This is a genomic window from Streptomyces sp. (genome assembly GCF_031181555.1).
Classification (GTDB): Bacteria; Actinomycetota; Actinomycetes; order Streptomycetales; family Streptomycetaceae; genus Streptomyces; species Streptomyces fimbriatus.
In genome coordinates this window covers 1-21,134 of sequence record NZ_JAPSKQ010000053.1, presented here as the reverse complement: position 1 = coordinate 21,134, position 21,134 = coordinate 1, and the positions used below count along the sequence as shown (strand labels likewise).

Annotated in this window: 23 protein-coding genes and 1 pseudogene; 14 read left to right on the top strand and 10 right to left on the bottom strand. The window is 73.5% G+C overall.

Features of this window, described 5'->3' with window-relative positions; translation table 11 throughout:
• Positions 1-323: 323 nt before the first annotated feature.
• The 7 genes from RIM90_RS13835 (at position 324) to RIM90_RS13805 (ending at position 5,919) form a co-directional block, all read left to right on the top strand.
• Positions 324-731, top strand: coding sequence for a thioredoxin family protein (locus RIM90_RS13835; protein WP_375165442.1), 408 nt, complete (start codon positions 324-326; stop codon positions 729-731).
• A 196-nt stretch (positions 732-927) separates the two neighbouring features.
• Positions 928-1,437, top strand: coding sequence for a flavin reductase family protein (locus tag RIM90_RS13830; RefSeq protein WP_309060976.1), 510 nt, complete (start codon positions 928-930; stop codon positions 1,435-1,437).
• Positions 1,438-1,658: 221 nt separating this feature from the next.
• A complete protein-coding gene (locus RIM90_RS13825) occupies positions 1,659-2,447 on the top strand; it encodes an electron transfer flavoprotein subunit beta/FixA family protein (protein WP_309060975.1) in 789 nt (262 codons plus the stop codon).
• A gap of 61 nt (positions 2,448-2,508) precedes the next feature.
• Positions 2,509-3,471, top strand: coding sequence for an electron transfer flavoprotein subunit alpha/FixB family protein (locus RIM90_RS13820; RefSeq protein ID WP_309060974.1), 963 nt, complete (start codon positions 2,509-2,511; stop codon positions 3,469-3,471).
• Between the two features lie 258 nt (positions 3,472-3,729).
• Positions 3,730-5,034 (top strand): DUF6986 family protein, encoded by a 1,305-nt coding sequence (locus RIM90_RS13815; RefSeq protein WP_309060973.1) that lies wholly within the window; start codon positions 3,730-3,732, stop codon positions 5,032-5,034.
• Between the two features lie 115 nt (positions 5,035-5,149).
• Positions 5,150-5,647, top strand: coding sequence for a DUF2975 domain-containing protein (locus tag RIM90_RS13810; RefSeq protein WP_309060972.1), 498 nt, complete (start codon positions 5,150-5,152; stop codon positions 5,645-5,647).
• Positions 5,647-5,919 carry a helix-turn-helix transcriptional regulator gene (locus RIM90_RS13805; protein WP_309060971.1) on the top strand — a complete coding sequence of 91 codons (273 nt, stop codon included), beginning with the start codon at positions 5,647-5,649 and terminating at the stop codon, positions 5,917-5,919. Before RIM90_RS13810 ends, RIM90_RS13805 begins: the two co-directional genes overlap by 1 nt.
• Positions 5,920-6,143: 224 nt before the next feature.
• Here RIM90_RS13805 and RIM90_RS13800 read toward each other — a convergent pair whose 3' ends face one another.
• The gene (locus RIM90_RS13800) at positions 6,144-7,220 is read right to left on the bottom strand and encodes a LacI family DNA-binding transcriptional regulator (RefSeq protein WP_309060970.1); all 1,077 of its coding nucleotides are present in this window, start codon (positions 7,218-7,220) and stop codon (positions 6,144-6,146) included.
• Between the two features lie 209 nt (positions 7,221-7,429).
• On the opposite strand from RIM90_RS13800, the gene RIM90_RS13795 reads away from it, so the two are divergent.
• The 3 genes from RIM90_RS13795 (at position 7,430) to RIM90_RS13785 (ending at position 9,922) form a co-directional block, all read left to right on the top strand.
• Positions 7,430-8,383: an ROK family protein gene (locus tag RIM90_RS13795; protein WP_309060969.1), complete on the top strand. Its 954-nt coding sequence runs from the start codon at positions 7,430-7,432 to the stop codon at positions 8,381-8,383.
• Between the two features lie 162 nt (positions 8,384-8,545).
• Positions 8,546-8,737, top strand: a complete 192-nt coding sequence (locus tag RIM90_RS13790) for a hypothetical protein (protein ID WP_309060968.1) — start codon at positions 8,546-8,548, stop codon at positions 8,735-8,737.
• A gap of 144 nt (positions 8,738-8,881) precedes the next feature.
• Positions 8,882-9,922, top strand: coding sequence for an NUDIX domain-containing protein (locus RIM90_RS13785; protein WP_309060967.1), 1,041 nt, complete (start codon positions 8,882-8,884; stop codon positions 9,920-9,922).
• 77 nt (positions 9,923-9,999) lie between these two features.
• Here the strand turns inward: RIM90_RS13785 and RIM90_RS13780 are convergent, their stop codons facing one another.
• The gene (locus RIM90_RS13780; protein ID WP_309060966.1) at positions 10,000-10,803 is read right to left on the bottom strand and encodes an MBL fold metallo-hydrolase; all 804 of its coding nucleotides are present in this window, start codon (positions 10,801-10,803) and stop codon (positions 10,000-10,002) included.
• Between the two features lie 72 nt (positions 10,804-10,875).
• Positions 10,876-12,237 carry a dipeptidase gene (locus tag RIM90_RS13775; RefSeq protein WP_309060965.1) on the bottom strand — a complete coding sequence of 454 codons (1,362 nt, stop codon included), beginning with the start codon at positions 12,235-12,237 and terminating at the stop codon, positions 10,876-10,878.
• Between the two features lie 233 nt (positions 12,238-12,470).
• Here RIM90_RS13775 and RIM90_RS13770 point away from each other — a divergent pair, with 233 nt between their 5' ends.
• Positions 12,471-13,703, top strand: coding sequence for a geranylgeranyl reductase family protein (locus RIM90_RS13770; protein ID WP_309060964.1), 1,233 nt, complete (start codon positions 12,471-12,473; stop codon positions 13,701-13,703).
• Here RIM90_RS13770 and RIM90_RS13765 read toward each other — a convergent pair.
• Positions 13,693-14,142 carry a nitroreductase family deazaflavin-dependent oxidoreductase gene (locus RIM90_RS13765; protein ID WP_309060963.1) on the bottom strand — a complete coding sequence of 150 codons (450 nt, stop codon included), beginning with the start codon at positions 14,140-14,142 and terminating at the stop codon, positions 13,693-13,695. The two genes, RIM90_RS13770 and RIM90_RS13765, sit on opposite strands and share 11 nt — an antisense overlap.
• 179 nt (positions 14,143-14,321) lie before the next feature.
• Between RIM90_RS13765 and RIM90_RS13760 the strand changes: the two genes are divergently transcribed.
• Positions 14,322-15,089: a TetR/AcrR family transcriptional regulator gene (locus RIM90_RS13760; RefSeq protein ID WP_309060962.1), complete on the top strand. Its 768-nt coding sequence runs from the start codon at positions 14,322-14,324 to the stop codon at positions 15,087-15,089.
• Here the strand turns inward: RIM90_RS13760 and RIM90_RS13755 are convergent.
• Together RIM90_RS13755 and RIM90_RS13750 are read right to left on the bottom strand one after the other, a co-directional pair.
• The gene (locus RIM90_RS13755; RefSeq protein WP_309060961.1) at positions 15,044-15,871 is read right to left on the bottom strand and encodes an AfsR/SARP family transcriptional regulator; all 828 of its coding nucleotides are present in this window, start codon (positions 15,869-15,871) and stop codon (positions 15,044-15,046) included. The genes RIM90_RS13760 and RIM90_RS13755 overlap by 46 nt on opposite strands.
• Positions 15,872-16,043: 172 nt before the next feature.
• Positions 16,044-16,328, bottom strand: coding sequence for a DUF6332 family protein (locus tag RIM90_RS13750; RefSeq protein WP_309060960.1), 285 nt, complete (start codon positions 16,326-16,328; stop codon positions 16,044-16,046).
• Between the two features lie 87 nt (positions 16,329-16,415).
• On the opposite strand from RIM90_RS13750, the gene RIM90_RS13745 reads away from it, so the two are divergent.
• Complete coding sequence (locus tag RIM90_RS13745) at positions 16,416-16,808, top strand: MarR family transcriptional regulator (RefSeq protein WP_309060959.1); 393 nt, start codon at positions 16,416-16,418, stop codon at positions 16,806-16,808.
• 12 nt (positions 16,809-16,820) lie between these two features.
• On the opposite strand, the gene RIM90_RS13740 is transcribed toward RIM90_RS13745, so the two are convergent.
• The 4 genes from RIM90_RS13740 to RIM90_RS13725 all read right to left on the bottom strand — a co-directional run bounded on the left by RIM90_RS13740 (position 16,821) and on the right by RIM90_RS13725 (position 20,551).
• Positions 16,821-17,555, bottom strand: coding sequence for a maleylpyruvate isomerase family mycothiol-dependent enzyme (locus tag RIM90_RS13740; protein ID WP_309060958.1), 735 nt, complete (start codon positions 17,553-17,555; stop codon positions 16,821-16,823).
• A gap of 72 nt (positions 17,556-17,627) precedes the next feature.
• The gene (locus tag RIM90_RS13735; RefSeq protein ID WP_309060957.1) at positions 17,628-18,506 is read right to left on the bottom strand and encodes an SDR family oxidoreductase; all 879 of its coding nucleotides are present in this window, start codon (positions 18,504-18,506) and stop codon (positions 17,628-17,630) included.
• A 229-nt stretch (positions 18,507-18,735) separates the two neighbouring features.
• Positions 18,736-19,899, bottom strand: a complete 1,164-nt coding sequence (locus tag RIM90_RS13730; protein ID WP_309060956.1) for an MFS transporter — start codon at positions 19,897-19,899, stop codon at positions 18,736-18,738.
• Positions 19,900-20,098: 199 nt separating this feature from the next.
• Positions 20,099-20,551: a hypothetical protein gene (locus RIM90_RS13725; RefSeq protein ID WP_309060955.1), complete on the bottom strand. Its 453-nt coding sequence runs from the start codon at positions 20,549-20,551 to the stop codon at positions 20,099-20,101.
• Positions 20,552-20,882: 331 nt separating this feature from the next.
• Here RIM90_RS13725 and RIM90_RS13720 point away from each other — a divergent pair.
• Positions 20,883-21,134: pseudogene (locus RIM90_RS13720) on the top strand (DNA primase); the annotation flags it as partial.

The following is a 21,134-nucleotide window of genomic DNA, read 5'->3' as shown; positions in this document are numbered from 1 at the left end:
AAGGGGGAACTCCCAGTCGAAGTTACGCAGCCGTAGGTTTACGGCTTGTCGCAGATGGTGCCCCAAGAACGGCTCGTGAACCAGCCCTGGTGCCTGTCGGCAGAGAGATTCTCGTCACGTCCATCCCCTGATCCACCTCGGGCTTTTGCGTCACCGTTACCCCGCGCGCACCGTCGTCCGCCACCTGAACAGGCGCATTTCGCGGCCCGGGCGGTGACGGGACGTACGGTGACCGGACCCGTCCCGTCCGCCGCAACGCGGGCGAACGCGGGGAAGACTGTCCGGGCGGCCGGGAATCCTCGCGGTCGCGTGGGCGCTTCAGGCTGGTGGGCACCGGACCGGTGGTGTCCACGGCGACGGACCGGAGGGAACGGGTGCGACGGGTGCGCGGACGGGACGACGGCGAGCGGCTGGCGGCGGCCGAGCTCGGCGCGGAGCTGGGCGAGCGCGCCACCCTCGTGCAGTTCTCGAGCGCCTTCTGCGCGCCCTGCCGGGCGACCCGGAGGGTGCTCGGCCAGGTGGCCGGCATGGTCGAGGGCGTGGCCCACGTGGAGATCGACGCCGAGGCGCACCTGGACCTCGTACGACGGCTGGAGGTCCGCCGGACCCCCACGGTGCTGGTCCTCGACGCCGGCGGCCGGGTCGTCCGGCGCGCCGCCGGCCTGCCGCGGAAGGCCGATGTCATCGCCGCGCTCGGGGAGGCCGTGGGGCGGCCGGGGGACCCGTCGTGAGCCATCTCCCACCCGCCGGGACCGGCTTGACTGTGCGCGCCAGCTATCGTCAGTCTGACGGCATGTCTTCGGAACGCCTTCGCCCCAGGCGGGTACCCAGCCGTCCGGCGGCCGGCGTCCGCGCCGCGCGTGTGCGCCGGCCCGGCAGCCGGTGAGCAGCCGAACCGCACGTCACCTCCCGCAGAAGGACAGTTTCATGACGGCCACGTCCGACCTCGGCACCGCCCGGCCCGCCTCTCCCGATCTGCTGCGCTCCGTCTTCCGGAAGCACGCGGCGGGCGTCGCCGTGATCACCGCGCGTGGCCGGTCGGGTCCGGTCGGCTTCACGGCCACCTCCCTCGCCTCCGTCTCCGCCGACCCCCCGATGCTGTCCTTCGCCGTCGGCACCGGGGGCTCCAGCTGGCCCGCGATAGCGGTGAGCGGTCACGTCGGCGTGCACGTCCTCGGGGAGCACCAGCAGGAGCTGGCGGCCACCTTCGCGCGCAGCGGCGCCGACCGCTTCGGCCCGGCCACCGCCTGGCGGGAGGGGCCCGAGGGCGTTCCCGTGCTGGACGACGTGCCGGCCTGGATGGTGTGCAAGGTGGTGACGCGGGTGCCCGCCGGGGACCACCGGATCGTGCTCGCCGAGGTCCTGGTGGGCGATCCCACCGGGCACGGCCGCCCGCTCCTCTACCACCAGGGGCGCTTCAACGGGCTGCGGGACTGAGCCGGAGCCCCCGCCCCCTGCTGCGGAGCCGTCGAGTTCCGGTTACGCTGCGTTGCGAAGGTCACAGTTCAAAGCGCTTGCTTAGCGGGGAAGAACTGGATGTACTGACGAGTAATATTTCGCTCGGAGCGTGGGCCGCCCCGACCGGGATCGCCCGCTTCAGGCGCCTATGCTGCCTGCAGGCAGGCAGCCAGAAATGACGATGCAGTAGGAGAGCCGGCGTGAGCTTGAGGATCGTTGTCACCGTGAAGTACGTGCCCGACGCCACTGGCGACCGGCACTTCGCCGATGACCTGACCGTCGACCGTGACGACGTGGACGGTCTGCTCTCCGAGCTGGACGAGTACGCGGTCGAACAGGCGCTGCAGATCTCGGAGAACTCCGACGACGACGTGGAGATCACCGTCCTGACGGTGGGCCCGGAGGACGCCAAGGACGCCCTGCGCAAGGCGCTGTCCATGGGTGCCGACAAGGCCATCCACGTCGAGGACGACGACCTGCACGGCACCGACGCCATCGGTACCTCCCTGGTCCTGGCCAAGGCGATCGAGAAGGCCGGCTACGACCTGGTCATCTCCGGCATGGCCTCCACCGACGGCACCATGGGTGTCGTCCCCGCGCTGCTCGCCGAGCGCCTGGGCGTGCCGCAGGTGACGCTGCTCTCCGAGGTCTCCGTCGAGGACGGCACGGTCAAGGGCCGCCGCGACGGCGACGCCGCCTCCGAGCAGCTCGAGGCCTCCCTGCCGGCGGTCGTGTCGGTCACCGACCAGTCGGGCGAGGCCCGTTACCCGTCCTTCAAGGGCATCATGGCGGCCAAGAAGAAGCCCGTGGAGTCCTGGGACCTGTCCGACCTCGACCTCGAGGCGGAGGAGGTCGGCCTGGAGGGCGCCTACACCACGGTCGACTCGGCGGCCGAGCGTCCGGCCCGCACCGCCGGCACGATCGTCAAGGACGAGGGCGAGGGCGGCAAGCAGCTCGCCGAGTTCCTCGCGAGCCAGAAGTTCATCTGAGCCAAGAGGCTCGACTCGCTTCCCGCCCCTCTAACTTCGCAAGCAGGAGAGAAGAAGTCCCATGGCTGAAGTTCTCGTCTACGTCGACCACGTGGACGGTGCCGTCCGCAAGCCCACCCTGGAGCTGCTGACGCTGGCCCGCCGCATCGGTGAGCCGGTCGCCGTCGCGCTGGGAGGCGGCGCCGCGGACACCGCCGCCGCGCTGGCCGAGCACGGCGCGGTGAAGGTCCTCACCCACGAGGCCGCCGAGTACGCCGAGTACCTGGTCGTGCCGAAGGTGGACGCCCTGCAGGCCGCGGTCGAGGCCGTCTCCCCGGCCGCCGTGCTGGTGCCGTCCTCCGCCGAGGGCAAGGAGGTCGCCGCCCGCCTGGCGCTGCGCATCGGCTCCGGCATCATCACCGACGCCGTCGACCTGGAGGCCGGCGACGAGGGCCCGGTGGCCACCCAGTCGGTGTTCGCCGCGTCCTACACCACCAAGTCCCGCGTCTCCAAGGGCACCCCGGTCATCACGGTCAAGCCCAACAGCGCGGCCGTGGAGCCGGCGCCGGCCGCCGGTGCGGTCGAGGCCCTCTCGGTGACCTTCTCCGACAAGGCGACCGGCACCAGGGTCACCGGCCGTACGCCGCGTGAGTCGACCGGCCGCCCCGAGCTGACCGAGGCCGCGATCGTGGTCTCCGGCGGCCGCGGTGTGAACGGCGCGGAGAACTTCGCGATCATCGAGGCGCTCGCCGACCAGCTCGGCGCGGCCGTCGGTGCCTCGCGTGCCGCCGTCGACGCCGGCTGGTACCCGCACACCAACCAGGTCGGCCAGACCGGCAAGTCGGTCTCGCCGCAGCTCTACATCGCCGCGGGCATCTCCGGCGCGATCCAGCACCGCGCGGGCATGCAGACCTCGAAGACCATCGTGGCCGTCAACAAGGACGCCGAGGCCCCGATCTTCGAGCTGGTCGACTACGGCATCGTCGGCGACCTGTTCGACGTCGTCCCGCAGCTGACCGAGGAGATCAAGACCCGCAAGGGCTGATCGGCCCCCGGCTCCACGAGGCCCCCGCGACCACGCCGGTCGCGGGGGCCTCGGCCCGTCCGGGTGCCGGTGACGCCCGCCCGCTCGCGCCCGGGTGTTCCTCCGCCGGGGCGGGCCCGGGAGGCGGTGCTGTACTGGTGAGCGGAAGGGCGGCGGGTGGACCGGGACGCAAGACGGGTGTTGACCGGTGGGAAGCCGCCCGATAACTTCATTCTACGGATTATTGATTCCGTATGACGGAAGTTGGGAGTGTGTGGAATGGGGCAGGGTCAGCAGGAGCGGGTGGCGACGAGTCTCGCGGGCGCCGTCAGCGAGGAGATCAGCGCCTCCCTCGCGTCCGTCGACACCGAACTGGAGCGCCGCTACCCCGGAGACCCCGGCACCCGCCAGCCCGTCCACACCGTCTACGTCCCCGGTGACGCCTTCACCGCCCGCACGCTCCGTTCCTGGGGGGACCAGGCGCTCGCCGCACTCGACGAACACGCCCCGGACGCCGCCTCGTTCGCCGCCGTCCTCGGCCTGGAGGGCCGGCTGGCCGAGGACGTGTACGCCCGCGTCCGCGCCAAGCTGGAGCGCGAACCGGTCGAGGATCTGCGCGTCGACTTCGAGGACGGCTACGGCAACCGGCCCGACACCGAGGAGGACGAGACCGCCGCCCGCGCGGCACGCCTGATCGCCGAGGCGTACGGCAACGGCACGGCCGCCCCGTACATGGGCATCCGCATGAAGTGCATGGAGGCCGCCGTCCGGGACCGGGGCATCCGCACCCTGGACATCTTCCTCACCGGTCTGATGGAGGCGGGCGGCCTGCCGGACGGACTGGTCCTGACCCTGCCCAAGGTCACCTGTCCCGAGCAGGTCACCGCCATGGTCCGCCTCCTCGAGGCCTTCGAGAAGGCGCGCGGCCTCGAGCCGGGCCGGATCGGTTTCGAGATCCAGATCGAGACCAGCCAGTCCATCCTCGCCGCCGACGGCACCGCCACCGTCGCCCGCATGATCCAGGCCGCCGAGGGCCGGGCCACCGGTCTGCACTACGGCACCTTCGACTACAGCGCCTGCCTCGGCGTCTCCGCCGCCCACCAGGCCAGTGACCATCCGGCCGCCGACCACGCCAAGGCCGTCATGCAGGTCGCGGCGGCGGGCACCGGGGTGCGGGTCTCCGACGGCTCCACCAACGTCCTGCCCGTCGGCCCCACCGAGAAGGTCCACGACGCCTGGCGGCTGCACTACGGCCTCACCCGCCGCGCCCTCGCCCGCGCCTACTACCAGGGCTGGGACATGCACCCCGGCCACCTCCCCACCCGCTACGCGGCCGTCTTCGCCTTCTACCGCGAGGGCTTCGAGCAGGCCGCCGCCCGCCTCGCCCGGTACGCCGGCCGGGCCGGCGGCGACATCATGGACGAGCCCGCCACCGCCAAGGCCCTCGCCGGGTACCTGCTGCGCGGCCTGGACTGTGGCGCCCTCGACATCGCCGAGGTGGCACGGCTGACCGGTCTGACCCGCGCCGACCTCGAGGGTTTCGCGGCGCCCCGGCGGGGCGACCTCACGGCCTCGGTGCGGTAGCCGGCCCGGCGGCCCCGGTCCGCGGCGGGTACGTGGTCGCGGACCGGGGTCGTCCGCTTGCCTCACCTATCGAATCTCGATAGGTTTCCATCGTGACTCGATCAGAGGAGGGGCGATGGGACAACTGACCGTGCTCGCGCTGCGCGCCGTGCTCGTGACGCTGTTGGCGGGCTCGGTGTTCGTGCAGGCGGTGATGGTGCCGCTGCTGGCGAGCGACCTGGAGGGGCTGGACGCGGACTACGCGTACCTGCGCACCCCGCTCCTGGCCGTCGTGGTGCTCGGAGTGGTGACGGTCCAGGTCGTCCTGGTCTGCGTCTGGCGGCTGGTGACGATGGTGCGACGCGGAACCGTCTTCTCCCACGCCGCCTTCCGGTACGTGCACATCGTGATCGGCGCGTTCGTGGCCGCCGCGCTCCTGGTGTTCACGCTCGGGGTACTCCTGGCGCCGGGCGAGGCCGTGGCCCCGGGCGTCGTGCTCCTGGTGGGCGGGGTCGGCCTGGCGGTCCTGGGCGTCGCGCTCATCGTGCTCGTGCTGCGGATGCTGCTCGCCCAGGCCGTCGCGCGCGACGTCGAGGCGTCGCGGATGCGGGCCGAGCTGGCCGAGGTGATCTGATGCCGATCGCCGTCGACATCGATGTGATGCTGGCCAGGCGGAAGATGTCCGTGGGTGAGCTCGCCGAACGTGTCGGGATCACGCCCGCCAACCTGGCGGTCCTCAAGAACGGCCGCGCCAAGGCGGTACGGTTCACGACGCTCGCCGCGCTCTGCGAGGTGCTCGAGTGCCAGCCGGGCGACCTGCTGCGCTGGGAGCCCGAGAACCGCGAGAACCCCGATCGTCCCGAGGTCGCGAAGGCGCCCCTCGCGAGCGAGGCCGGCCGGCCGTGACGGCGGGGCCCGCGGCCGGGGGTCCGCCGGGCCTCTGCGCGGCGGGCCCGCCGCGAACGGCGCGGATCCCGTTCCTGTCGTGCGCGCCCTTCGGGTGGTACGGCGCCACGGCCGGCGGCCACGGGAACGGGACGGCGGCGTCGTCGGCGGAGTGCGGGCGGCGCACGGAACAGGCGGGCTGCCGGCCGTCCCCGGATCGCGGCGCTGCCGTCGGCGCCGGCGGCTCAGTCCGCCGGGGGCAGTTCGCCGGAGCCGCGCGTGATCAGCCGGGTCGGCAGCTCGATGCGCTCGGGACGGAGCAGGGTGCCGTCCAGCTGGCGGAAGAGGCGCTCGGCGGCGGTCCGGCCGAGGGCAGCCGCGTCCTGGGCGACGACCGTGACACCCGGCTGGAGCAGATCGGCGAGCTCGATGTCGTCGAAGCCGACGAGCGCGACCCGGCGCGCGTGCTCGGCCAGCACCCGGATCACGGTGACCGTCACCCGGTTGTTGCCCGTGAAGATCGCGGTGACCGGGTCCGGGCCGGAGAGCATCCCCTCGGCCGCCCGGCGCACCCGCTCGGGGTCGGTGACGCCCAGCGACATCCAGGAGTCCGCCACCGGTATGCCCGCGTCCGCCATGGCGGTCCGGTAGCCGCGCAGCCGCTCGGCCGCGGTGTGGATGCGGGGCATGTCGCCGATGAAGCCGATTCTGCGGTGCCCGTGCGCGATCAGGTGCGCCACGCCGTCGCGGGCACCGCCGTAGTTGTCCGACACGACGACGTCCGCGTCGATCTTCCCGGCCGGCCGGTCCACGAACACGGTGGCGACGCCCGCCTTCAGCTCCGGTTCCAGATACCGGTGGTCGTCGCCGGCGGGGATCACCACCAGCCCGTCCACCCGGCGGGCGCACAGCGCCAGCACCAGCTCCTGCTCACGGTCGGCGTCCTCCGCGCTGGAGCCGTTGATCAGCAGGGCGCCGTGCGCGCGGGCAACCTCCTCGACCGCCCGGCTCAGCGGCCCGTAGAACGGGTCCGCCAGGTCCTCGAGGACCAGTCCGATGCTGGCGGTGCGGCCCTTGCGCAGCACCCGCGCGCTGTCGTTGCGGCGGAAGCCGAGCGCCTCGATGGCCTCCTGGACGCGACGCTCCGTCTCCGCCGTGACCCCGGGTTCGCCGTTGACCACCCGGGAGACCGTCTTGAGTCCGACCCCGGCGCGGGCGGCCACGTCCTTCATCGTCGGACGGCTGCCGTAACGGGTCCCTGGGAGGCGGTCGGTGCGGCGGGGCGTCTCCGGCACGGTGCGGTGTCCTGTCCTGTCGTCCACGGGGGTGCGTGGGGCCGTGGGGTGTATGAGGATGTGGCGTCGAGCATAGAGCCTGGACAACGTTGTCAGGCTCGGGGGACACTGTCCACCGCACCCTCCGGCCCGCGCGTCACCGCGCGACCGGGGATGTTGTCTGCCCCATGTGCCGCCTCCTGGCCACATGGTCCTTCCGGGCGTTTTCTGATGGTTGACGGGGAGATCCGACACTGATGCACACCGACCTCGTGGCTGCGCTCGACATCGGCGGCACCAAGATCGCCGGCGCGCTGGTGGACGGCCGGGGCCGGATCCTGGTCCGCGCCCAGCGGCCGACGCCCGCGCAGGAGGACGGGGAGACCGTGATGCGGGCGGTCGAGGCCGTGCTCGGCGAGCTCCACGCGTCCCCGCTGTGGCGCAGCGCCCGTGCCCTGGGCATCGGCAGCGCCGGCCCCGTGGACGCCTCCGCGGGCACGGTGAGCCCGGTGAACGTGCCCGGCTGGCGCGACTACCCGCTCGTCGCCCGGGTCCGGGACGCGGCCGGGGGCCTGCCCGTGGAGCTGATCGGCGACGGTGTGGCGATCACGGCGGCCGAACACTGGCAGGGCGCCGCCCGCGGCCACGACAACGCGCTGTGCATGGTCGTGTCGACCGGGGTCGGCGGCGGTCTGGTGCTGGGCGGCCGGCTGCACCCCGGACCGACCGGCAACGCGGGCCACATCGGCCACATCAGCGTCGACCTGGACGGCGACCTGTGTCCGTGCGGCTCGCGCGGCTGCGTGGAGCGCATCGCGAGCGGTCCGAGCATCGCCCGCCGCGCCCTGGCCGACGGCTGGCGTCCCGGCCCGGACGGCGACGCCTCCGCCGCCGCGGTGGCCGCGGCCGCCCGGGCCGGGGATCCGGTGGCCGTCGCCTCCTTCGAACGGGCCGCCCGGGCGCTGGCCGCCGGCATCGCGGCCACCGCGACCCTGGTCGAGATCGACATCGCCGTGATCGGCGGGGGAGTGGGCAAGGCCGGCGAGGTCCTCTTCGCCCCCCTGCGCAAGGCCCTTGCCGAGTACGCCACCCTGTCCTTCGTCCAGCGCCTCGCGGTGACTCCGGCGCGGATGGGCACCGACGCCGGTCTCGTGGGCGCCGCGGCGGCAGCCTTGGCCGACCGGACGGACACGGCGGCCCTGGGCGTCTGAACGCGGGCCGCCGGGCGCGGGCGTCGCACGGGGGCCGCGCCCGGGTGCGGGAACGTCCGGGCCCGCCCGGGCGGCCCGCCGGGGCGGAGCCGGACACGGTCCCCGGCACGACCGCGTGAACCCGTGCGTGACCCCGGGGCCGTTCCGGCAGTTGAGCCCGTCATGAAGAAGCGCAGCATGCTCGCCATCGCCTCCCTCGCCACCGGCTTCGTCGTCGCGGCGGTCACCCCCTCGCACGCGCTCGGTGGAAGCCTCGGCGGCCTCGGCGCCGACGATGCCCTCAGCACCCTCGACCAGGCCGTCGACGCCGACGACGTCCTGGGCCTGGACGGGGCCCAGGAGGACAAGGGCTGACGGGCCCCCACGGCAGGACCGCACGGCGCCGGTGCCCCTCGGCCAGGGGGGCCGGCGCCGTTGTCATGCGTTCTCAACTGGATCTGGTTTCCGTGGCAGGGTGGAGCGGGCAAGCCACAGGGGGCCAACAGAAGAGGGGGAACCGTGATCGTCTGGATCAACGGCGCGTTCGGTGCGGGGAAGACCACCACCGCACGCGAACTGATCGAGCTGATCCCGAACAGCACGCTCTTCGACCCCGAGGTCATCGGCGGAGCGCTGGGCCGTCTGCTGCCGCCCAAACACCTCGCCGAGGTCGGTGACTTCCAGGACCTCCCGATCTGGCGACGACTCGTGATCGACACGGCGGCAGCGATGCTCGCCGAGCTCGGCGGGACCCTCGTGGTCCCCATGACCCTGCTGCGCCAGGAGTACCGCGACGAGATCTTCGGCGGCCTCGCCGCCCGCCGGATCCCGGTCCGGCACGTCCTCCTCGCCCCGGCGGAAACGATCCTGCGGGAGCGCATAGCCGGCCGTGACGTCCCGCGGGACCTGCCCGACGGCGAGCTGCGCGTCCGGCAGTGGTCCTACGATCACATCGAGCCGTACAAGTCCGCCCTCGCCTCCTGGCTCACCGCCGACGCCTACCCGATCGACACCGGTGCCCTGACCCCGTACGACACCGCCCTGCGGATCGCCGAGGCGGTCGGCAGCGGGGCGGTGCCCGCCTGCGACATCGTGCAGACGCCCGAGCCCACCGCCGAGACCGTCGCCGCCGGGGTCCTCCTGTTCGACGAGCAGGACCGGGTGCTGCTCGTCGACCCGACCTACAAGGCGGGCTGGGAGTTCCCGGGCGGGGTCGTGGAACGCGGGGAGGCACCCGCACGCGCGGGCATGCGCGAGGTCGCCGAGGAGACCGGGATCCGCCTCGACGACGTACCGGCGCTGCTCGTCGTCGACTGGGAGCCGCCCGCGCCGCCGGGATTCGGCGGCCTGCGTCTGCTCTTCGACGGCGGCCGTCTCGACTCCGCGGACGCCGGACGGCTGCTGCTGCCCGGACCCGAACTGCGCGACTGGCGCTTCGTCTCCGAGGCGGAGGCCGCCGAGCTGCTGCCGCCGGTCCGCTACCAGCGGCTGCGCCGGGCGCTGCGGGCGCGGGAACGCGGAAAGGCGATGTATCTGGAGGCCGGGGTGCCGGTCGGATGAGCGCGGGGCCCCGGCCGGTCCCGCAGGCCGCGCCGGGCCACGGACCTCGCAGGCCGCGCCGGGCCTGCGACCGTCGGTCAGCGGCCCGTCTCCGCCACGTCCGCCGCCGCATCGCCCGTGTCCGCCCCATCCGTGTCCGCGGCGTCCACCCCCGCGTCGTCCGCCTCCGCCGCGGTCGCCGCCGCGCGCAGCGCCCGCGCCGCCCGGGCGAGCACCGGAGCGCCGTGGCCGAAGCAGGCCACCTCCGCGTCGAGAGCGGCCAGCCGGTGGCAGGCGGCGAGCACCTGGTGCCGGTCGAGGTTGAACACGCCCGGCATCACGGTGCCGTCCACGGGCGAGGCGGCGACCGTGTCCCCGGTGAACAGCACGCCGTGCCGGGGCAGATGGAGCGCGATGCTGCCGTGCGTGTGCCCCGGCACGTGCACGACGTGCGCCCCGCCGCCCAGGTCGAGGACGTCACCGTCGGACAACTCCGTGACCCGGGCAGGGCGTTCGAATTCCGGCGGGGGCAGGAGCCGCACCGCCTGCTCGTGCAGGGGACGCTCCCAGTCCTCGAACACCGGCGACGGGCCGGGGACTTCGCCGCGCACGTGCGGCGCGTCCAGCCGGTGGGCCAGTACGTCGGCACCGGTGAGCGCCGCCACCTCGGCCGCGCCGCCCGCGTGGTCCTCGTGGAAGTGGGTGAGGACGATCCGGCGTACGTCCCGCGGGTGCCGGCCCAGCGCGGTCAGCGCCTCGGCGATCGGCGCGCCCGAACCCGCCGGGCCGGCGTCGACCAGCGTCAGCGCGGCGCCGCCGGCCGGGCCGTCGCGCCACAGGTAGGCCTGGCCGACCGGGAAGCGCAGGAGGTGGAGGCGGGGGAGGAGCTCGATGACGTCCATGGGACGACCGTAGGACCGGGCCCCCGCCCGGGGCGGGGGTTCTGCCAGGGGCAGAGCGGCGGACCGCCGCGCTCAGCTCGCGCCGGACGCGTAGTTGCGCAGGAACAGCGCCTCCGCGACCGACAGCCGCTCCAGTTCGTCGGGGGACACGCTCTCGTTCGCCGCGTGGATCCGGGCCTCCGGCTCGCTCAGACCGATGAGCAGGATCTCCGCCCGCGGGTAGAGGGAGGCGAGGGTGTTGCACAGCGGGATGGAGCCGCCCTGGCCGGCGTACTGCATCTCCTGGCCCGGGTACGCCACCGCCATCGCGTCGGCCATCGCCCGGTAGGCCGGGCTGGTGGTGTCCGCGCGGAACGCCTGCCCCTGACCGACCTGTTCGGTGCTCACCCGCGCGCCCCAGGGCGTGTGCGTCTCCAGGTGCGCCTGCAGCAGCTTGGTCGCCTCGGCCGCGTCCGTCCCCGGCGGCACCCGCAGGCTGATCAGCGCGCGGGCACTCGCCTGGACGGACGGCGTGGCATTGGCCACCGACGGGCAGTCGATGCCGAGCACGGTGACCGCCGGGCGCGCCCAGATGCGGTCGGCGACCGTGCCGGAGCCGATCAGCTCCACGCCGTCGAGCACCTTCGCGTCCTTGCGGAACTGCTCGTCGTCGTACTGCAGTCCGTCCCAGGAGGCGTCGCCGGTCAGCCCGTCGACGGTCGTGGTGCCGTCCTCGGCGCGCAGCGAGTCCAGGACGCGGACGAGCGCGGCCAGCGCGTCGGGCGCGGCACCACCGAACTGGCCGGAGTGCAGGTTGCCCTCCAGGGTGTCGATCCGCACCCGGACGAGCGTCATACCGCGCAGGATGGAGGTGACCGTCGGCAGACCGGCGCGGAAGTTGCCCGCGTCGCCGATGACGACGGTGTCGGCCTCCAGCAGCTCGGGGTGGTCCTCGGCGTACCGCTCCAGGCCGCCGGTGCCCTGCTCCTCCGAGCCCTCGACGATGACCTTGACGTGCACGGGGATGCCGCCGTTGGCCTTCAGCGCGCGCAGCGCCAGCAGGTGCATGACCACGCCGCCCTTGCAGTCGGCGGCCCCGCGCCCGTACCAGCGGCCGTCCCGCTCGGTCAGTTCGAAGGGCGGGGTGGTCCAGGCGGCCTCGTCCAGCGGCGGCTGCACGTCGTAGTGCGCGTACAGGAGCACGGTCTTCGCGCCCTCGGGGCCGGGCAGGTAGCCGTACACCGACTGGGTGCCGTCCGGGGTGTCGAGCAGGGCCACGTCCTGGAAGCCCTCGGCGGTGAGCGCGTCCGCGATCCAGCGCGCGGCGCCCTCGCTCTCCTCGCGCGGGAACTGGTCGAAGTCCGCCACCGACTTGAAGGCCACCAGTTCGGCGAGCTCCTCCTTCGCCCGGGGCATCAGCGAGGCGACGGTGAGGGCGACCGGATGCGACGACATGGGCACGCTCCTTGTGGGTGCGACGTTGTACTCCTCGCGTACCCCTGTGTACGCGAGGATCGTGCGGCGTGTGCGAGGGCCCGTTGTACGGGGGCACTCACGCGGCCGATCCTCCCACAGCGGCCTGCGGTGATCGCCGCCGTAGGATGCGAGGGACAGATGGGGTACCCCCTGCTCGGGCGACGCCGGGAGCTTGGGGGAGGCAGGCGGCTGATCGGGAGCAGTAGACCATCGTGAGCAGCGAGAATTCTTCGGCGGACGACGTGCGGCAGGTGTGGGACGTCGTCGTGGTGGGCGCGGGACCCGCGGGGGCCTCGGCCGCCTACGCGGCGGCGGTCGCGGGGCGGCGTGTGCTGTTGCTGGAGAAGGCGGAGCTGCCGCGCTACAAAACCTGTGGCGGCGGCATCATCGGTCCCTCGCGCGACGCGCTCCCGCCCGGCTTCGAGCTTCCGTTGAAGGACCGGGTGCACGCGGTGACGTTCTCCCACAACGGCCGCTTCAGCCGCACCCGCCGCTCCCGGCAGATGCTGTTCGGGCTGATCAACCGGCCCGAGTTCGACCAGCAGCTGGTGGAGCACGCGCAGAAGGCGGGCGCCGAGCTGCGCACCGGCGTCACCGTGCAGCGGGTCGAGCAGCACGGCTCGGCCGTACCGGACCGGCGCACGGTCGCCCTCGTGCTGCAGGGCGGCGAGACGGTGCTCGCGCGGGCCGTCGTCGGCGCGGACGGCAGCGCGGGCCGGATAGGAGCACACGTCGGGGTCAAGGTCGACCAGGTCGATCTGGGCCTCGAGGCGGAGATCCCGGTGCCGGAGACCGTCGCCGAGGACTGGAAGGGCCGGGTGCTCATCGACTGGGGCCCCATGCCCGGCAGTTACGGCTGGGTGTTCCCCAAGGGCGACACGCTGACCGTCGGCGTGATCTCGCGGCGCGGGGAAGGCGCCGCGACCAAGCGGTACTTGGAGGACTTCATCGGGCGGCTCGGCCTCGCCGGATTCGAACCGAGCATCTCCTCCGGCCACCTGACCCGCTGCCGCGCCGACGACTCGCCGCTGTCGCGCGGGCGGGTGCTGGTGTGCGGGGACGCGGCCGGGCTGCTGGAGCCGTGGACCCGCGAGGGCATCTCCTTCGCGCTGCGCTCGGGCCGGCTGGCGGGGGAGTGGGCGGTACGGATCGCCGAGGCGCACGACGCCGTGGACACGCGCCGGCAGGCGCTGAACTACGCCTTCGCCGTCAAGGCGGGCCTCGGCGTGGAGATGAGTGTCGGCAAGCGGATGCTCGCGGCGTTCGAGCGGCGCCCCGGGGTGTTCCACGCGGTCCTCACCGGTTTCCGCCCAGCCTGGAAGGCGTTCAAGGACATCACTCAGGGCTCGACGACGCTCGGCGAGCTGGTCCGCACCCACCCGATGGCCCACCGCGCGCTGCTGGCACTGGACCGGCGCCCCGCCGGTGACGAGGTCAGCTCCTGACCGTGATCCGGAAGACCGGGTGGTCGGGGGTGATGCGGCGCAGTTCGTCGTCGGAGGAGTCGGGGCCGACTCCGTCGAAGAAGACCCCGACCTCCGCCTTCCACCGCTCGAGGTAGGCGCGCAGCAGCGGCGGCTTGTCGTCGTCGGCCACCTCGGCGGCGGTGAAGACCTCCACGTTCCCGCCCAGGTGCAGTTCGCCGCCGCCGGCCACGCGCATGTTGCGGGTCCACTGGACGTGGCCGCGCGGCGCGACGAGGTACTGCTCGCCGTGCACGGTGAGGAGGTTGACCGGGGTCGTCCGCCACTGCCCGCTCTTGCGGCCGCGCACGGCGAGCACCCGCGACCCCCGGACGCTGAGTCCGCGGCGGGTCAGCCACGCGACGAGGCGGTTGAGGACGTTGACGGTGAACCAGCCGGGCTTCTTGACGTGCGTGGACATGTGCGGACCCCCGTGGGCGCGATCGCTTTCGTGAGCGGTGCTCTCCTGTGTGAGCGGTGCTCTCGTCGATGAGTGCCAGTCTGCCCGGATCGGCGACCCAAAGCAAGAGCACTGCTCTCTTTTCGATCCAGTGCTCTCCTTTGTGTGCGGTGCTCTGCTTCCGTGGGACACTGATCCCCATGAGCACCGCACACGGCGCCCGTGCCCGGGCCAGGATCGAGGTCACGGCGGCCATCAAGGAGGAGGCCCGCAGACAGCTCGCGGCGGAGGGCGCCGCCAGGCTCTCCCTGCGGGCCGTGGCCCGCGAGCTCGGCATGGCCTCCTCCGCCCTGTACCGCTACTTCCCCAGCCGCGACGACCTGCTGACCGCCCTCATCATCGACGCCTACGACTCCCTCGGCGAGGCAGCCGAGGCGGCCCACGAGGCGGCCGCCGGCGCCGGGCCCGCCCGGCGCTGGACGGCGGTGTGCGAGGGCGTGCGCGGCTGGGCCCTCCGGCATCCGCACGAATACGCGCTGATCTACGGCTCGCCGGTCCCCGGCTACACCGCGCCCCGGAGCACCGTCCCGCCCGCCTCCCGTGTCGCCCTCGTCCTCATCGGCATCCTCCGTGACGCCCACCGGGGCGGCGGACTGGCCCGGCCCCCGCTGCCGGCCGACCTGCGGCCCGAGGCCGTGCGGATGGCCGCCGACTTCGCGCCCGACCTGCCGCCCGAGGCGGCGGCGGCCATGGTGGCGGCCTGGGCACAGCTCTTCGGGCTCGTCGGCTTCGAGCTGTTCGGGCAGTTCAACCGGGTCGTGGAGGACCGCGAGACGTTCTTCCGGCACGCGGCGGGCCAACTCGCCCGCACCGTCGGTCTGGAGCTGCCGCAGCAGGACGGAGGCGGACGGACTCCGGCTCCTCAGGCCGCCGGAACCGGCGGCGAGGGCAGCAGCGCCGGATCCTGACGGAGCACCCGGGCGTGCAGCGACCGCAGCCCGGGCCCCGGGTCCGCGCCCATCGCCTCGGCGAGCCGCCGCCGCGTCTCCTCGTACACGGCGAGCGCGTCCGCAGGACGGCCGGTGCGGCACAGGGCCAGCATCAGCAGCTCCGCGAGGCGTTCGCGCAGCGGGTGCGCCGCCACGAGCCGGACGAGTTCGTGCAGGTGCTCGGAAGACCGGCCGAGGGCGATCTCGCCCTCCAGCCGTCCCTCCAGGACCGTGAGCCGCTTCTCGGCCCACCGCAGCCGCTCGGCCTCGAGGTACGGCGCCCGCAGCCCCTCGACGAACCCACCCCGCCACAGCTCCTCGGCACGGCGGGCCAGTTCGACCGCACGCCGCACCTCACCGGCGCGTCGCGCGGCGAGCGCCTCGTCGACCAGCCGTCGGCGCTCGGCCAGATCGTCGGCGCGGACACCGGTCAGCCGGTACCCGGCGCCGGTCCAGCGCAGCTCCGGCCCGTCCCCGAGCGCGCGGCGCAACCCGGAGACGTACTTCTGCACCAGGTTGCGCACATGCGCCGGCGGTGCCCCGCCCCAGACGGCCTCCACCAGACCGTCGTAGGAGATCGGGCGGCCCTCCTGGAGCAGGAGAACCGCCATTACCACGCGCTGCTTCGGCGGCCCGAGCGGAATCTCCGTGCCGCCGCGCAACGCCCGCAGCGGGCCCAGCAGTTCCACACGCGGCCCGCGCGCCCCGCCGACCGCCGCCTCCTCGTTCGCCCCCCACGTCCATGCCGTCGGCCCCCTCACCCACGCGTCGAGCGTATCCCGGTCCCTGCGTTCCAGCGGATCTTCCAGCGGCCGGGCGGACGGTGTCCCCCGTCCGCGATGCCCTTCGTCGAAAGGCCCTTCATGCTCACCCGGTCCGGCCGACTGGCCGCGCGCTGGGTGCCCGCGACCGGGCCCAACTGGTGGTCCTCGCCTACGAGTCCGGATTGGTACGGCCGGGCTGGCTGGGCTGAGCCGGCCGCCTGAAGCGGACCAGCACGCCGACCGTACGGACGGCGAACAGGACCGGTGCGAGCACCAGCCCGGTGCGGAGCAGCACGGTCTCCAGGGTGTCCGGCAGCGCGAAGAGCAGCGCCGGTCCCGCCACGGCCCCGAAGACGACCGCCGCCGCGAAGGCCGCGCTGCACAGCGCGTACCCGATCTCGACGGTGATCGCGTCCCGCTCGGCCTGGGACCGCCGTCCTCCGTGACCCGTCACACGCGCCTCCCGTCCGCGGTCGTCCGGCAATGATTCCCCGAAGGCCAGGCCGCGGCAAGGCACCGGCGGTCCTGCTACGGTGCGCCCATGGCGGCGGAGCAGGCCGAACAGGCGCTCGGGGAACGGTGGCGGGACATGCTCGCGCTGCATGCGCGGACCCAGTGCGAGCTCGACCGCGCGCTGCACCCACACGGGTTGTGCGCCAGCGACTTCGAGGTCATGGACATACTCGCCGCGCATTCCGCCGCCCGCGGCTGCTCCTACCGCGTCCAGGAGATCGCCGAGCGCGTCCACCTGAGCCAGAGCGCGCTGTCCCGGCTGATCGCCCGTCTGGAGAAGGAGGGGCTGGTCGAGCGCGGGATCTGCCCGGAGGACCGGCGGGGGGTGCGGGTGTCCCTCACGGCGAAGGGGCGCGCGCTGCACGGCGAGGTGCTGCCCGTGCAGCGCGCGGTGCTGGCCCGGATGCTCACGGACGGCTGAGCGGCCGGGGCGTCAGGTCACGGCGGACGTGCCCCGCCAGAGCGCGGCGAGCGCCGGGTCGCCCGAGACCTCCGGCACCGGCAGCCGGTTCCACAGCGCGAGGTACAACCGCTCCGCCGGACCGGCCAGTTCGCACTCGGCGTCCCCGAGCCCGTCCCGCACGGCCACCGGCGGTTCCGGGGACAGCCGTACGGTCCACACCGCGTCGGCGTCGGTGGCCCGCACCCGCAGGACGCGCGGCGCCTCGGTGCGCACCCGGCTCTTGCCGCGCGCGTGGAAGCCGCGCAGCAGTTCGTCGATGCCGTCCACGGCGAAGTCCGTGGCGACCGGCGTGGAGGCACCGCCGCGTGCCGACTCCGCGTCGAACCGGTGCACGGCCGTCTCGTGCGCCTGACGGCGGGCCCAGAAGGCGAGCGCGGAAGGCGCGCCGGGCAGAAAGGTGAAGCACTCCACGTCGGGTGCCGCGCCGGTCAGGACGTCGAGGAGCCGCCGGTGGCTGTCGCGGTACCAGTCCACGAGGTCCGCACCGTCGATCTCCGGCGGCTCGTCCATCGGGCGGGGTGCGGTCCACCGGTCGGCGACGAATCCGGCGGCCCACCGGTGGACCACGCCGGTGTGCCGCAGCAGGTCGCGTATCCGCCAGCCCGGGCAGGCCGGCACCGCGGCGTCCACGCCCGCCTCCTCGGCCGCGGTGGCCAGCAACTGGCCCTCTTTGTCCAGGATTTCCAGGAACCAGGAAGTGTCCATGCACAGGAGTCTGCCGTACGCGGCCGGGACGCACCCCGGATCGGCCCGCTCCGCGGATTCTCCGCGGTTCCCCTACGGCAGGGGCGTCCCGCCCGTCGCGTTGACGATCTCCGCGGTGATGTACGACGCCTCCTGGGAGGCGAGGAAGACGTACGCCGGGGCCATCTCGGCCGGCTGGGCCGGCCGTCCGATGGGCGCCTGCTTGCCGAACTCCTTCGTGTCCGGCAGCGTCGCCGGGATCAGCGGCGTCCACACCGGGCCCGGCGCCACGGCGTTGACGCGGATGCCGCGCTCGATCACCATCTGCGCCAGCCCCTGGGTGAAGGTGACGATCGCCCCCTTGGTCGTCGCGTAGTCCAGCAGGTGCGGGCTCGGCTTGTAGGCCTGCACGGAGGTCGAGTTGATGATGCTGCCGCCCTCCGGCATGTGCGGCAGCGCCATCTTGCACAGCCAGAACATGCCGTACAGGTTGGTGCGCATCACGCGGTCGAACTGCTCGGTGGAGATCGCCTCGATGCCGTCCGGCTGCGACATCTGGTACGCCGCGTTGTTCACCAGGACGTCGATCCGGCCGAACTCCGACACGGCGCGGTCGATCAGCGCCCGGCAGTTCTCCTCCTCCCGGATGTCGCACGAGACGGGTACGGCGCGCCGGCCGGCCTCCTCCACCCAGCGCACGGTCTCGGCGGCATCGTCCTTCTCGTCCTCCAGGTGGGTGAAGAGCACGTCGGCCCCCTCACGCGCGAACGCCAGGGCGACCGCCCGGCCGATCCCGGAGTCCCCACCGGTGATCACGGCCTTGCGGTCCGCGAGCCGGCCGCTGCCCCGGTAGGAGTCCTCCCCGTGGTCCGGCGGCGGGTCCATGGGACCGGTCCAGCCGGGATGCGGCTGGTCCTGGGAGGGGAGGTCGGGGGTCGGGTGCTGCTCGGCGGGGTTCTGCTGTTCGGTCACGGTCTCTCCCTGTTCCGCGGGGGTCGGTCGTGTGCGCGCCGTCCGCCGACGGGCGATCGACGGGCGCGGAAGATCGGGTACCCCGACAGAGGGCGGCCGATCCGGCGGTCTGCGCCGAACGGCCGAACGACCGCGGGGCCACGAGGGCCGTGAAGGCGTGGAGGCGTGGAGGTCACGCGGAGCGAATCCGTGAGGCGGCCGTCCCCGGCGGCTCGAAGGGCGCGTTGCCTCAGCCCGTGGTCACCCGGCGCGTCGCGAAGCCGATGACCGTGGCCACCGCGGCCAGCACCGCCACGCTGGTCAGGGCGACCGGCAGACTGAACCAGTCCGCCATGAACCCGATCGCGGGCGGGCCGAGGAGCATGCCGCCGTAGCCCAGCGTGGAGGCGGTGGCGACACCGCTGGGACCCGCGAGCGCGCCGGCCCGTTCGACGGCCACGGGGAAGAGGTTGGCGAGGCCGATGCCGGTGACCGCGTAGCCGAGCAGGGTGGCCCACAGGGAGGGCGCGAGTGCGCCGAGCAGCATCCCGGCCGTCGCGGTGGAGCCGCCCGCGAGCACGGTCCGGGTCCGGCCCAGCCGTTCGAGCAGGGTCGTGCCGGTGAGCCGTCCGAGCGTCATCGCGAGCGCGAAGCAGGAGTACCCGAGGGCCGCGACGCCCGGTGAGGCGCCGAGGTCCTGCTCGAGGTGCAGCGCGCCCCAGTCGGCCAGCGCTCCTTCACCGTAGGCGGTGCACAGCGCGATGAGCCCGAAGACGACCACCAGTCCGCGGGTACGGCCCGATGGCCGGTGCGGGGCGGCCGGCCCGGGCCGGCCCCGGTCCGCCGGGGTCAGCGGCTCGCACCGCAGGAGCATCCGCCCCGCCGCGGCCGTCACGAGCAGCCCGACGGCGGCGAGCCCCCACAGGTGCCGGGTGGGCGAGAGGGAACCCGCGACCAGGGCGCCCAGGCCCGCGCCGATCATGCCGCCCAGACTGAACGCGGCGTGGAAACTGGGCATGATCGGCCGCCGCAGCGCGGCCACCAGATCGACGGCGGCGCTGTTGAAGGCGACGTTGATCCCGCCGTAGGCCGCGCCGAACAGCAGGAGCACGGCGCCGAGGGCGAGGGCGGAGTGGGTCAGCGGGGGCAGCCCGATGCTGAGGGAGAGCAGGACCGCGCAGACGACGGTGACCAGGTGACTGCCGTAGCGGCGGCACAGGCGGCCGGTGAGCGTCATGGTGACGACGGCTCCGGCGGAGACGCCGAGCAGGGCGAGGCCCAGGGCGCTGGCGGAGGCGCCGGTCTGTTCCTTGATGGCGGGGATGCGCACCACCCAGCCGGCGAAGACGAAGCCGTCGAGGGCGAAGAAGAGGGTCAGGGCGAGTCGGAGTCGGGCGAGGTCGGTACCCGGCACGGCGCTGTGCGATCGGGTTTTGTTTATCAGCGGCACAAAGTCAGGCTAGGTGCGTGTAGGGGCCAAGGGCAAGTGCGCCGACGGTCGCGACGCGCAAGGCCGCGTGGACCCCGGGACGGTTCGCACGGGTCCCCGTACTCCCTCCCGAGTGACGCCGACGGGACCCGCGAGCGGCTCCGGCGCCGTGACGGGCCCGCCGTCAGCGCGCGTACCGGTCGCCGGTCCAGCCCCGGAGCAGCGCCTCGCGTTCCCTGCGGCCAGGAGTGCCGGCGACGGCGTGGTCGCGACCCCAGGCCAGGAGGTCGTCGAGGCCGGTGCCCCCCTCGGTGAGACGCCCCAGCACCGCGGTGGACAGCTCGTACTCCGCCGCCTCGTAGATCCCGCCGGTGGCGGCCGCGAAGACGCCCACCTCCACCATCCCGTCCCCGGTCGTCAGGCGGACGGTGAAGCCGGGCGGCAGTTCGCCGTCTCCGGTCAGCGCGACGACCACTGAGTCGAACGCCATGGAGGCGAGCCGCCGCGCCGCGGACCGAACGGGGACGTCGTCGACGTCGATCCCGATGATCCCGTCCCAGGGCCAGAAGCCGCCGGGACCGGTCCCCAGTGCTTCGACGCCGTCCTTGGTGAGCCGGACCCCGGGGGGCCGATCCACGGGGTTCGGCCCCCAGGTGCACGGCGTCCTCGGTGATCCAGAACAGGCCGACCATGGCCATGGATGCCTCCAGCAGCTCGTTTCCGGCGAAGATCGTCTTCGCTCCTCCGCCAAGAGAGACGGTGGCGGTGGCGCGGTGGTTTCGGGCTTTTCCGGGCTCCGGTGCGGCGCCGCGGGGCCGTCGACTGCTCCGTAAGGGCGCCGGGATTAACCCGTGTGAGCCTCTCGGATGGTGGGGCCGGACCGCATGGCCGACTGTGGATCACACGCGGCCGGGTTCACCGTGCTGACGAGGCGTCAGCAGCCCGGTTGCCGAGGGAAGGACTCTCAGATGCGCTCTGCCCGCATGGTGCTCGCCACCGCGACGGCCACGGCGGCCCTCGCCGTCGCCGCCCCCGTGGCCTACGCCTACCACACCGGTGACGAGGACCACGACAAGTCTTCCTACAGCGAGGAGTACGACAAGGGCGACAAGGAAGAGAAGGACAGCAAGGACAACGGGTACGAGAAGGACAACGGGCACGAGAAGGACAACGGGCACGAGAAGGACAACGGGTACGAGAAGGACAACGGGTACGAGAAG